This is a genomic window from Marinicella pacifica (genome assembly GCF_014636635.1).
GTDB classification, from domain to species: domain Bacteria; phylum Pseudomonadota; class Gammaproteobacteria; order Xanthomonadales; family Marinicellaceae; genus Marinicella; species Marinicella pacifica.
In genome coordinates, this window is the sequence record NZ_BMEO01000001.1 from 208,062 (window position 1) to 220,360 (window position 12,299).

Sequence of the window (12,299 nt, forward strand, 5' to 3'; positions counted from 1 at the left end):
GATTTAGATTATGTTTTGGGTTTCAGTCGATTGACCAATTGTACTATGATTTGGGCGGTTAAACCCCAAATCACGTCACCATTATACGTAAATTCCGCATATTCTTTGACCCCGTCGCCGGTTTTAATGCGGTGATTAATTCTGTTTTGAGGCGCTTGAAAATAAGCAAAGGGTACGCCAAATGTTCTCTCCACCTCATCTTCACACAAGTTCAGATGATCAGCTTGTTTGATTTCACCGACAAACGGCGTCACGTAAAAACCACTGATGGACTCAACACTGTCCAAAAAACCCCATAAGTCAATACGCGACCTGGGCACGCCGATTTCTTCTTCGGTTTCCCGCAAAGCGGTGTGCCGGATGTTTTTGTCTTGGTTTTCATAGGCACCGCCTGGAAAACTCACCTGTCCAGAGTGGTGTTTAAGCTGACTGTGGCGCTGAGTTAACAAAACCCAAGGCTCACCATCCCGCCAGTAAAAAGGAAACAACACCGCCGCGGCCCGCTCGCTGTTCAAAGCCGAACCGAACCAAACATCTTTGGCAATCAATTGTTGATTAAGGTGTTTTTGTATATGCTGTTTAAACTGAGAATCCAATGTTTTGTTTGACTTAAGCAAAAAAGGCAAGTTTTTACACTTGCCTTTGGTCATATAATTGTGTCAAAAGGCTTATTTAATGTCAACCAAATGAACATCAAAGACCAGTACTTCATTGGGACCGATAGGCCCTTGTCCTTGTTGGCCGTAAGCCATTTCAGGGGGTAAAAAGACTTGCCATTTGTCTCCTTTTTGCATCATCGGTATGATTTCTTTCCAGCCTTTCATACCCACTTTAGACATGTCCATTTCTAAGGGTTGACCGCGGTCATAAGTGCTGTCAAATTCTTGGTAGTTATCAAAATTATCGTTACCGATTAACTTGCCTGAGTAATGCACCACGACGGTGTCATCCAGAGAAGCATTTTTGCCGGAACCTTCCTCGATGACACGGTACTGAATGCCCGAAGCCAGTTCTTTAATGCCGGTTTTCTTCCGGTTCTGAGCCAAAAACTCGTCACTGCGCTTTTTGTTGTCATCAGCAATTTTCTTGTATTGTTCAGCCTGGAACAACTGAAGTTTACGCTGATACTTAGCGAACTCTTCCGCCATTTTTTCACGCTCAAAGCTCGGATCTTTTTCAGCGGCCGCATCTTTTAAACCGGCCACAGCCTGATCAATATTCAACTCAAAATCACTGGATTTGCGTCCCGCCATTTGTAAGCCCATGCGATAACCCACCGCGTAGGAAGTCATGTTTTTGTCAAACGTGATATCTGCACTTTTAGGCAATTCTTTCTGGCTTGCCTCATTTTGAGCAAAAACCGCTAAAGACATGATGAGTAATGTCACTGTGAGTAATTGTTTCATTCCGTACCTCAGATTGATTAAGCGGCGTATTTTACGCCACGAATAGTTGTAAAACAAGACAGGCCCGGGATTAATAAGTTCCGATTCAGGGTTTATTTAAACAAAGTTTTTATCGGCACTTGACGTTCTAATTTCGGTGAAGCTTGGTATAATTTGCTTTTTCATCTATTCAAGAGGAGCCATGGCAAACGTACTGACTGAACTGAACAAGCATATTTTCACCATCACCTTGAACCGTCCCGATAAGCTCAATGCGCTTAACCAGGAGACCCTAAGTCAATTAAAACAAGCCGCCGAAGAAGCGGCACAAAACGAAGACGTGCGTGTGATTATTATCACAGGAAGCGGTGAAAAAGCCTTTGTGGCAGGCGCGGATATCAATGAACTGGCCAAAACAAATGCCATCACCGGTATGCAATTTGCCCAATATGGCCAGCAAGTGTTTAATGCCATCGAAAACTGCGGCAAACCGGTGATCGCGGCTGTTAATGGCTTTGCACTGGGCGGCGGTTGTGAACTGGCCATGGCTTGTCATTTGCGCATCGCCAGTGACAACGCCCGCTTTGGGCAGCCTGAAATCAAGCTTGGTGTCATTCCGGGTTTCGGCGGCACCCAACGCCTGACCCGTCTGGTGGGCAAAGGCAAAGCCATGGAAATGAACCTGCTCGGTGACATGGTGTCAGCCGATCAAGCCGAACAAATGGGCCTGGTTAACCTGGTTGTTCCACAAGGCGAATTGATGAAAACCGTACATAAAGTGGCGGAACAACTGGTCAATTCGGCACCCATTGCTTTGCGCATGATTATTGACAGCATTAACCGTGGTCTCGAATGCGGCATGTCCGAAGCGCTGGATTATGAAGTCAAAGCTTTTGGTGTGTGTTGTTCATCAGAAGACAAAAACGAAGGCACCGCAGCCTTTTTAGAAAAACGTCAGGCTAAATTCACCGGCCAATAACGTAAATCAATAATTCAATCCTAAAAAAAGCCCGACTCGCATCGGGCTTTTTTTCTGCATTATCGTTAGGTCAGCTCTGATTTACCTTGCGGTAAGTGTAAATAATCACCGCAACAAAGGTCGCCACACCGAGCCAGCCGGCCCAGGCAAAACCTTGCATAAACGGCACCTGACCCTGGAACATCACAGCCGCCACCGCCACCAGAACACCCATTAAAGCTTCACCGGTAATTAAACCCGATGCCAGCAATAAACCTGTGGCATTTTTGCGGCCACGGGCTTCTTTGGGTAGTTTTATGGCTTTCTTCTGGAGATAATACGACAGCAAACCACCGATAAAGATGGGCACTGAAAGCCCCAGCGGCAGATAAACACCCACCGCCACAGCCAGTACCGGAAAGCGAAAATCAGAACCACGTTTTTCCTGGATTTTATCCAGAATAATTAGCGCCACTGCCAAAGCAAAACCAATAAAAATAAAAGTCCACTCTATGCCACCGCCAAAAATACCGCTGGCCAGGGCCTCCATTAATCCGGCTTGCGGCGCTGCCAAGGGCTGCGCATCGGGATTTAAAGGTGATGGACGGCCGATGCCGTAACCCTGATCCAGTACATTCAATACAAAAGGAATCACCAGGGCAGCGGCCACCACACCCACCACCTGAAAAATCTGTTGCCGCCAGGGTGTCGCCCCGACCACATGTCCACATTTTAAATCCTGCATATTATCCCCGGCAATCGCCGCTGCCGAACAGATTAAACCGGCCAGGAAAATCACCGCAATCGGCCCTAAGGTGGCTGCTGGACCTTCGTTGCCCATGATTTGAAACAAAATCAAAGCCGACACAATGACAGTGGCAATGGTGACACCGGAAATCGGGTTATTGGATGAGCCCACCAAACCTGCCATATAACCGGCCACTGAAGCGAAAATAAAACCAAAAACCAGCATCAAAAAAGTCATAATGGAGGCAATCATCACGGCATCCGGATAATCACCTAAGGCTGTTTTAAAGATAAAAAAGACCGGCACAATGGCCAACAGAACCACCAATCCCACATAATGAATCGGTGTGTCAAATTCCGTGCGGGGAATGCCGCCCTGGTGGTTGTCACTGCTTTTGTAGGCGTCTAAGCTTGATTTAACACCCTGCCATAAAGGTTTAGCCAGACTAATTAATGACCACAAACCGCCAATCATCATGGCGCCGACACCTATACGGCGGTTGTTTTGCCAGGATTCGCCGGCAATCTGTCCCCATTGGGCTGCTGTCAGTTCGCTGACCGGTGTCGCCGTGTCAATACCGGTGGCCGCCATAATGGCATCACCATTAAACGCCCAGTTCAGTGGCACACCAATTATCGTACCGATTACACCACCTAAGAAAACCAGAAAAGCAATATTTAAACCAACAATAAAGCCCACACCCAGCAATGCCGGACTGAGGGTGATATTTGCCATAAACAGATAACCACCGCTAAATAATGACTTAACCGTGGCGAGTCCTGACGCCAGCAGACCGATGCCCGATTCGAATAATTTCACCACACCGCCAATCAATGCCGCTTTTAATAAAGTGGCAAAACCTTGCGAAGCAACGGTGTCTTTAACATCGTGTAACCGGTCATTTTCTATACCGCCTGTTTTCAGAACTTCAGCGGTGGCCACCCCTTCGGGAAATTTCAATTTGGCCTCGACAATCAAGGCTTTTCTTAACGGAATGGTAAAAGCCACCCCCAAAATACCGCCGACCACGGCAATCGCCACCATCGGCCCATAATCATAACCGCTCCAGGCTTTCATAATCACCAGTGCCGGTATGGTAAAGATAATGCCCGCCACCAGAGATTCACCAGCCGAGGCCGCGGTCTGCACCATATTGTTTTCCAAAATGGTGGAACGCCTGAATAAGCGCAACAACCCCATGGACACAGCAGCGGCGGGGATACTGGCTGAAACCGTCAACCCCACCAACAAACCAATATACGCATTGGCCGCCGCCAAAACCATGGACAATAAAGCACCTAAAATCAGGGCTTTTACCGTTAATTCTGCAATATTTCGCTCGGCCGGTACCACCGGTATATCAACTTGGTTTTCAGCCATAAGACCTCCTCTAATTACAATGAAATGTTAAAAACTCATTATCATACTGGAATTGTCTCAGGCTTGCATGGTTTTTAAGGCACCAAAAAGCACAAAACCCACTGATTTAATGGGCTATGGTTATATTCAACTTTAAATTAGTGTTAGCGCAATATACATCACCACTGCTTATAGTAAGTCACCGCCACACCAACACCTTCTCCGGGTAATCGATAAGCCGTTAAATCGTTACGATTAAAGCCCACATCCAAGTTTAAGTTATTTCGGTTATAACCTCCGGTGTGATCATAATGGCGTTTATCGAAGACATTATTAATTCGGGCATTAATGCGCTGATTTTGACTCATCTTATAATCTACGGCTAAATTTAATAAACCATATCCCGGCGTGGTTTTCTCCGCATTGGTCATGGCGACTTTATCTTGTTTGGCGACATTGACCATTTCGGCAGACAACTGCCATGCCTTGTATTCATAGCTCACTTCTGTGCGGCCATTAAGCGGTGCAATACGGTATAAATTATCATCAATATCACGACGCTGACCGCGCACATAACTGCTGACATGGGTTAATGACCAGCGATCGGAAAAACGATAACTTAAGGTGACATCTGCACCATACAACTCAGCATCGACATTGGCGTAGCGTAAAGTGCCTGCCGGTGCCGGCATTAATGTATTGAGCACGCCTTGAATATAATCCTCTATGCGATGGTAAAACAGATGGGGCTGTATTTGAAAATCACCTTGTTGGTAATTAACACCCCACTCCAACTGATAAGCAGTTTCCGAATCAAGCTCCAGATTACCTAAATACTGACGGCCATCAGCCAAACCCGCGGTGGCCTCTAAGGGCAACCATAAATACAACTCCTGATAACTGGGTGCCCGATTTTTTACCGCCACCCCATAATCCATTTGTAAGCGATCATTGACGGCATGTTTCCAGTTGAAAGCCACATCCATATTGGTGTCGCTTAATGACCGGTCAGCCGCATTAAAACGATCGCGTAAGCTGCGATGCAAGTTGCCCATATCGTTATTCATCATCGCCACCGAACTACTGACATCGGCGGCATCATTTTTATGATGGGTGGCACGAACACCCAGCACCAAACTATGTGCCTGGTTAAGCTTGTATTGCCATTCAGCAAACACACTGTGTCGCTGTCTTTCGGTGTCATAATTTTTAATCGCAAACCCGGCGTTATTGGGGTTGCTGATATCTGCGGTATGATCGGTGGCATCATAATCATAACCCAGCATCAACTCACTTTGTGACATGGTTTTTTGACCAGCCACAGAAAAGGCCGCTTGCGACAGCGTGGTCAAGGATTCCCGATACATGGCCGGCATTTGTTGTCGATAGCGATAATTATCCATTAAATGATCGGTGTCCTGAAACGAACCGTCAAGTAATAATGACCAGTTATTGGTTAAATTTTGATTGTATTTAAAAGATGTTACACCACCTTTGGCATAGGTGATATCCATGGGCAAAGCCGGTGTGCCGGTTTCACCGGTGTCATTGTAGTTACTGGCTATCTCAAAAAAACGGTTTTCGTCTTCATATTGATACGCCAGATTATAAAATTGACGGTCGATACCAGAATAATAATTCGTTCCACCGGCAAAATCATAACTATTAGCATCTTCATAGGATACCCCCAGTTGCCAGCCATGATAACCACTTTTGGCGGCCAAATTTATACCACCTAAAACACCGTCATTAACACTGTTGTAACCCAAATTAAGGTCGCCGTTTAAACCGGATTCTTGGGTTGAAATTTTTTTACTGATAACATTAATGCTGCCACCGATGGTTTCCATGCCCTGACTGATCGGGCTGATGCCACGATAGAGAACAACGGCATCAACCTGGGAAGCTGGTAAATGACTCATCGGCGCATCCATGGCATTGCTGCAGGATGACAACACTTGATGACCATCGTTGGCGACATTGACCCGATCACCGAATAAACCGCGATACTGAGCAATACCGCTTAATGAACCATTGCGGTTAACATTGGCACCGGGCATTTTTTTAAGGACTTCTGACGTATCAGACATCACCGACGATTGTTCGGGTAATAATTTGACTGAAGGCACATCTATGGGCATACCGGGCACCACAATATCGTCCAAATGTTGATTATTATTCGTGCTTTGTTCTGCGGCAAAAGCACCGTGCAATGTCAAACTAAGTAAACTGGTAACCCAATAAATTAATTTCATATTACTGCTAAATTTTAGAAGTCGCTATTTTAGAAACTGAACACATTAAAGTAAAGCACTATAATTCTCGTAGATATTATGAAATCGAGACAAAATCACACTACTTTGACAACTAAGCTGGCAAGCTGTCGATGTTTCAAAGCTGATTTTTGTTTATCACTAATTTACGCTAAAATAGAGCCCCTTTTTGACCACCCCCAACGGATACTTATCATCAACCCATGAAATATATTTCACTGCGCGGCGTCAGAACCCATAATTTAAAAAATATTGACGTTGATTTACCACGCGATCAATTTATTGTCATCACGGGCCTCTCAGGCTCCGGTAAATCTTCCCTGGCTTTTGACACCATTTATGCTGAAGGTCAGCGTCGCTATGTGGAATCTTTATCCGCCTATGCCCGGCAGTTCTTATCGATAATGGACAAACCGGATTTAGACCACATCGAGGGTTTATCGCCAGCGATTTCGATTGAACAAAAATCCACTTCCCATAATCCCCGCTCGACGGTGGGCACCATCACCGAAATATATGACTATTTGCGATTGTTGTACGCACGTATCGGAACACCACGTTGTCCGCAACATGCCATTTCATTGGAAGCCCAGGAAGTTTCTCAAATGGTGGACACGGTGCTGGCGCTTGATGAAAAACGTAAACTGATGCTGCTGGCACCGGTGGTGCGTAACCGCAAAGGAGAACATTTGTTATTGCTTGAGCAACTGCGTGGCAGTGGTTTTGTGCGGGTACGGATTGATGGTCGAGTGTATAACATTGATGATTTACCCAAACTCAATCCCAAACAAAAACATGACATCGAAGCCGTGGTTGACCGATTCCGAGTCAAAGATGACATGGCCCAGCGGCTGGCTGAATCTTTTGAAACCGCTTTATCGCTTAGTGACGGTCTGGCCAGAGTGGTTTCTTTTGATGATGACGCTGATTCCGAACCGGTGGATTTACTGTTCAGCGCCCTGTTCTCCTGCCCGGTGTGTGATTACTCCCTGAGCGAACTGGAACCCCGATTATTTTCTTTTAACTCGCCCAACGGTGCCTGTCCCGAATGTGACGGTTTGGGGGTGAGTCAGTTTTTTGATCCGCAAAGAATCGTTCAAAACTGGGATTTATCACTGGCTCAAGGCGCCATCCGTGGCTGGGACAAACGCCACGGCTGGTATTTTCAAATGCTTAAGGCGCTGGCCAAAGCCTATGACTTTGATGTAAACACACCGTTAAAAAACTTGTCTGACGAAGTGCAGGAGGTGTTGTTTCATGGCAGTGGCAAAACCCCCATCAGATTCACCTATTACAGCGATAAAGGTGAATACCAACGCAGCCACCCCTTTGAAGGCATTGCCAATAACTATAAACGGCGTTATCAGGAAACTGAATCGTCTATGGTGCGCGAAGAACTCAATAAGTATGTCAGTAAAAAACCCTGCCCGGTGTGTGAAGGACAACGATTGAATGAAAGCGCCCGCCATGTTTATGTGGAAGACACCAATCTACCCACCATTAACGCCCTGTCCATTGCCAAAGCCCATGACTATTTTGAACAATTAAAGTTAACCGGTCAAAAAGGCCAGATTGCCGAAAAAATCATCAAGGAAATCAAGGAACGCTTAAGCTTCTTGGTGAATGTCGGCTTAAATTACCTGACGTTAGACCGCAAAGCCGATTCATTATCCGGTGGCGAAGCCCAACGTATCCGGCTGGCGAGCCAGATTGGTGCCGGTCTGGTGGGTGTCATGTATGTCCTGGATGAACCCTCCATTGGACTGCACCAACGGGACAATGAAAAATTGTTGAAAACACTGGTTAATTTAAAAAATCTGGGCAACACGGTGATTGTGGTTGAACATGATGAAGACGCCATTCGCACCGCTGATCATGTGGTGGATATCGGCCCCGGGGCCGGGGTTCACGGCGGTGAAATTGTGGCCGAGGGCACACCTGATGACATTTGCAACAATAAAAACTCCATCACCGGACAATATTTAATCGGTGCCAAAAAAATTGACATACCCGCCCAACGCCGTAAACCGGACAAGAACAAACAGTTTAAACTGATGGGCGCCGGCGGTAATAACCTGAAAAATGTTAACCTCAGCATTCCAGCCGGCTTATTCACCTGCATCACCGGTGTCTCCGGTTCCGGTAAATCCACCTTAATCAACGAGACATTCTACAAAATACTGGCCAATAACCTGAACCGGGCTTCTCACCGGCCACAGCCCTATGAACACTTTGAGAATATCGAGTTATTCGACAAAGTGGTCGAAATTGACCAAAAACCCATTGGCCGAACACCGCGCTCTAATCCGGCCACTTACACCCAGCTATTCGGTCCGATTCGGGATTTATTCGCGGCCACACCGGAGTCAAGAACCCGCGGCTATAAACCCGGTCGCTTTAGTTTTAATGTCAAAGGCGGTCGCTGTGAAGCCTGCCAGGGTGATGGTGTAATCAAAGTCGAAATGCATTTTCTGCCCGACGTCTATGTCACCTGTGACACCTGCCAGGGAAAACGCTATAACCGCGAAACACTGGATGTTAAATACAAAGGCAAAAACATCTATGAAGTGTTGTCAATGACGGTGGAAGACGCCGCTGAATTTTTCAGCGCCATACCGAAAGTGGCGGACAAACTGCAAACCCTGCTGGATGTGGGTTTAAGTTACATCACCCTGGGACAAAACGCCACCACTCTATCAGGCGGCGAAGCCCAAAGGGTGAAGCTGGCCAAAGAGCTGTCTAAACGCGACACCGGCCAAACGGTGTATATCTTAGATGAACCGACCACCGGTTTACATTTTGCGGATGTGAAGCAATTGCTTAAAGTGCTTCACCGTTTACGTGATAACGGCAACACCATCGTTGTCATTGAGCACAACTTGGATGTGATTAAAACCGCAGACTGGATTGTGGATTTAGGCCCCGAAGGCGGGCAAGGCGGGGGTGAAATCATAGCCGAGGGCAGCCCTGAAAAAATAGCCAAAGACAAAAGCAGCCATACCGGTCGTTTTCTGGCACCCCTGTTAAAAGCGATGAAATAAGCTAATCACGAAACAGTTGATAACCAATGCCGCGTACGGTTTTAATCCAGCGTTCCTTGTTAAATGGTTTAAGCGCTTTGCGCAGACGCAGAATATGGACATCCACGGTGCGGTCTTCAATTCGCGCATCGTATCCCCAGACATGGTTTAAGATGCGCTCGCGAGAAAGTAATTTTTCACTGTTTTCAAGCAACAATTTAAGCAATTTGAATTCAGTTAAGCTCATGGTGAGGAGCTGATCATCCACCCAAACCCGATGGGCGTTCACATCCAATCGAATACTGTGGTAGCTCAATGACTGATTTTTTTGAAAACCCCGTGCCCGCCGTAAATGGGCCTTGATACGGGCTATCAGTTCTTGCACCGATACCGGTTTGATTAAATAATCGTCGGCACCGTACTCCAGACCTTTGATTTTATCCCGTTCTTCGGCCCGTGCCGTTAACATGATCAAGGGTAATTCTCTGAGCACTTCATCGCGTCGAATGATGGACAATAACTCAAGACCGCTGAAATCAGGCAATCCCCAGTCAATCACCACCAGATCCGGGCGCTGTTGCTGAAGCTGTTGCAATGCCATAAAACCGCTGTCCGCTTTAATCACCTGAAAATCGGCCTGGGTTAATGAAAAAGCCATCATTTCACGGATGGCTTCATCATCTTCAACAATCAGAATCTGGCTTGACATAAACGTGCAAGGGTCTAAAAAACTGAGATATTAAAGGGATATTGTGACAACCTTATGACAAATAAACCAAAATCTTATTCATCCGCCGGCTTATCGTCAATCACCGGTTGATCTTCACGCTTGTGTAAAATCACAATGGTGTGGCCCTGTACGGCAATACTGCCCTGCGTCTGTAATTCTTTAAGCACCCGGCCCGCCATTTCCCGTGAACAACCGACAATCCGCGAGATTTCCTGTCGTGACACTTTAATTTGGGTGCCCTCGGGGTGAGACAGCGCCGAAGGCTCCTTGCATAAATCCAACAAGGTTCTGGCAATGCGACCGGTGACATCCAAAAAGGCCAGCCGGTGGACTTTGCGAGAGGTTTGCAATAAGCGGTGGGTTAACTGGGTGCCGATGGCGTACAAAATATGGCTGGCATCGTCTTTGAGTTCATTCTGAAACAACTGACCCAAACGCATGTATCCAATTTCAGCGACTTCGGTTTTTTCTTTGGCTTTGACCATCACTTCGCGGCGCTCAGTTTTCATAAACAAGCCCATCTCACCAATAAAGTCGCCTTTGTTAAGGTAAGCCAGAATCAGCTCTTTTCCCTCGTCATTTTCATAAGAAATGGTGACTGAACCGCTGACAATATAATACAAGGTGTTGGCCAAATCACCGGGACGGATGATGGTGGTTTTGTTAGGAAATTTACGGCGATGACACATGGATAAAAACCGGTTCATCGATTCCACACTGAGCTCAAAAAAACTGCTGTTCTGAAATCGTTCGCTTAAATACAGTTCATCGTATTCTGTTTCGTTAAATACATCTGACATGTCAGAATCCTCTGTCATTAGGCAGAAAGGCCATTTCGCTTAATTGCACTAAATAATTTATACATACACCAGTTAACATCATAACTTATTTTTCAGTTGTTTTGAAACACTGCCTCACATTCAACCAGCAAGTCTTCGCGACAAATATCGCCACCCAGTATCACATGGTGTTTTAAACCCGCGGATTTGATACATTGTTTAAGGTCGTCAACATCATCGGTATCGCGCAAATAAAAACGAAACAACCCTTCGGTTAAATCGGTTCGAATGTCAGCGGCCGATAACAGCACGGCTATGTTACGCATACATTCTTTAAATTGTAAGCGCAGATCATCCTTGTGTCTGGTTTCATGGCCCACCACACTGGCGGTACCGCTACACATCAGCAAATTCCCAAACTGCATGGCCCGTGAAAAACGTGGTTGTTTCGGCGAATAATGCAACGGGTATTCCCAGGCCGAAACCTGACGGATGTTTTCAATTACTGTGCCGGGTGTTTTTGAAAAAATAAATACATAACAAGATTGTTGATTATGGGTGCCGATGGCGGTGGCCGCGGGATTGGGGCGGCCCAACTGATTGTGCCGGTCCAGCAAGGCATGCCGGGCCACACAGAAACGCTGGTAATTTTCCATACCCGCCTTGTTGTCATTGATGGCCGGAAAATAATTCCAAACCCGAATTAAATGCCCGTAACCGGTATTGCTGCCGGTTTGAAAAGCATCATCATAAACCGAACTGACCACATCACTTAAATCAGATGATTGGCTGTCATAAATCAGCACCAGAAACTGATCGCTTTGAATCAGTCGGCGGTTTTTTTGTTTTTCATAAGTTGCCGGCGCCTGTAGTTGCCATATTTCCCGGTAACCGGGTGACTGCGACAGCACCTCAAAAGGTAGAATAACGGTGGTGTCATCTTTTTCCGCTTGATTCATATAACTAAATTGAACCAAAGGATAATCAGATAACGTTGTACTGACCCTTAGTTGTTGTGTCTGGGAATCGCTTTTATTCATGCATTAG

At 46.2% G+C, this 12,299-nt stretch carries 9 protein-coding genes; 2 read left to right on the top strand and 7 right to left on the bottom strand.

Annotated elements, in window-relative coordinates; translation table 11 throughout:
• Window positions 1-8: 8 nt before the first annotated feature.
• Both IEV16_RS00905 and IEV16_RS00910 read right to left on the bottom strand, forming a co-directional pair.
• Window positions 9-650 (bottom strand): NUDIX hydrolase, encoded by a 642-nt coding sequence (locus IEV16_RS00905; RefSeq protein ID WP_188363777.1) that lies wholly within the window; start codon window positions 648-650, stop codon window positions 9-11.
• 18 nt (window positions 651-668) lie between these two features.
• A complete protein-coding gene (locus IEV16_RS00910; protein WP_188363778.1) occupies window positions 669-1,406 on the bottom strand; it encodes an FKBP-type peptidyl-prolyl cis-trans isomerase in 738 nt (245 codons plus the stop codon).
• Between the two features lie 181 nt (window positions 1,407-1,587).
• Between IEV16_RS00910 and IEV16_RS00915 the strand changes: the two genes are divergently transcribed.
• Window positions 1,588-2,364 carry an enoyl-CoA hydratase/isomerase family protein gene (locus tag IEV16_RS00915; protein ID WP_188363779.1) on the top strand — a complete coding sequence of 259 codons (777 nt, stop codon included), beginning with the start codon at window positions 1,588-1,590 and terminating at the stop codon, window positions 2,362-2,364.
• A gap of 70 nt (window positions 2,365-2,434) precedes the next feature.
• Here IEV16_RS00915 and IEV16_RS00920 read toward each other — a convergent pair whose 3' ends face one another.
• Together IEV16_RS00920 and IEV16_RS00925 are read right to left on the bottom strand one after the other, a co-directional pair.
• Window positions 2,435-4,471 carry an OPT family oligopeptide transporter gene (locus tag IEV16_RS00920; protein WP_188363780.1) on the bottom strand — a complete coding sequence of 679 codons (2,037 nt, stop codon included), beginning with the start codon at window positions 4,469-4,471 and terminating at the stop codon, window positions 2,435-2,437.
• A gap of 158 nt (window positions 4,472-4,629) precedes the next feature.
• Window positions 4,630-6,705 (bottom strand): TonB-dependent receptor plug domain-containing protein, encoded by a 2,076-nt coding sequence (locus IEV16_RS00925; protein WP_188363781.1) that lies wholly within the window; start codon window positions 6,703-6,705, stop codon window positions 4,630-4,632.
• A gap of 221 nt (window positions 6,706-6,926) precedes the next feature.
• Here IEV16_RS00925 and uvrA point away from each other — a divergent pair, with 221 nt between their 5' ends.
• Window positions 6,927-9,764, top strand: a complete 2,838-nt coding sequence (uvrA, locus tag IEV16_RS00930; RefSeq protein ID WP_188363782.1) for an excinuclease ABC subunit UvrA — start codon at window positions 6,927-6,929, stop codon at window positions 9,762-9,764.
• A gap of 1 nt (window position 9,765) precedes the next feature.
• Here the strand turns inward: uvrA and IEV16_RS00935 are convergent, their stop codons facing one another.
• From IEV16_RS00935 to IEV16_RS00945, 3 genes are all read right to left on the bottom strand, one after another.
• On the bottom strand, window positions 9,766-10,452 hold the full coding sequence (locus tag IEV16_RS00935) for a response regulator (protein ID WP_188363783.1): 687 nt from the start codon (window positions 10,450-10,452) through the stop codon (window positions 9,766-9,768).
• A 74-nt stretch (window positions 10,453-10,526) separates the two neighbouring features.
• A complete protein-coding gene (gene crp / locus IEV16_RS00940; RefSeq protein ID WP_345258780.1) occupies window positions 10,527-11,273 on the bottom strand; it encodes a cAMP-activated global transcriptional regulator CRP in 747 nt (248 codons plus the stop codon).
• A 92-nt stretch (window positions 11,274-11,365) separates the two neighbouring features.
• Window positions 11,366-12,292 (bottom strand): chorismate transformation FkbO/Hyg5 family protein, encoded by a 927-nt coding sequence (locus IEV16_RS00945; RefSeq protein ID WP_188363784.1) that lies wholly within the window; start codon window positions 12,290-12,292, stop codon window positions 11,366-11,368.
• Between the last annotated feature and the right edge of the window lie 7 nt (window positions 12,293-12,299).

What these genes read in the sequence shown, in the direction of transcription:
- IEV16_RS00905 (WP_188363777.1), bottom strand. Translation starts at nt 650, where the DNA reads ATGACCAAAGGCAAGTGTAAAAACTTGCCTTTTTTGCTTAAGTCAAAC.
- IEV16_RS00910 (WP_188363778.1), bottom strand. Translation starts at nt 1,406, where the DNA reads ATGAAACAATTACTCACAGTGACATTACTCATCATGTCTTTAGCGGTT.
- IEV16_RS00915 (WP_188363779.1), top strand. Translation starts at nt 1,588, where the DNA reads ATGGCAAACGTACTGACTGAACTGAACAAGCATATTTTCACCATCACC.
- IEV16_RS00920 (WP_188363780.1), bottom strand. Translation starts at nt 4,471, where the DNA reads ATGGCTGAAAACCAAGTTGATATACCGGTGGTACCGGCCGAGCGAAAT.
- IEV16_RS00925 (WP_188363781.1), bottom strand. Translation starts at nt 6,705, where the DNA reads ATGAAATTAATTTATTGGGTTACCAGTTTACTTAGTTTGACATTGCAC.
- uvrA (WP_188363782.1), top strand. Translation starts at nt 6,927, where the DNA reads ATGAAATATATTTCACTGCGCGGCGTCAGAACCCATAATTTAAAAAAT.
- IEV16_RS00935 (WP_188363783.1), bottom strand. Translation starts at nt 10,452, where the DNA reads ATGTCAAGCCAGATTCTGATTGTTGAAGATGATGAAGCCATCCGTGAA.
- crp (WP_345258780.1), bottom strand. Translation starts at nt 11,273, where the DNA reads ATGTCAGATGTATTTAACGAAACAGAATACGATGAACTGTATTTAAGC.
- IEV16_RS00945 (WP_188363784.1), bottom strand. Translation starts at nt 12,292, where the DNA reads ATGAATAAAAGCGATTCCCAGACACAACAACTAAGGGTCAGTACAACG.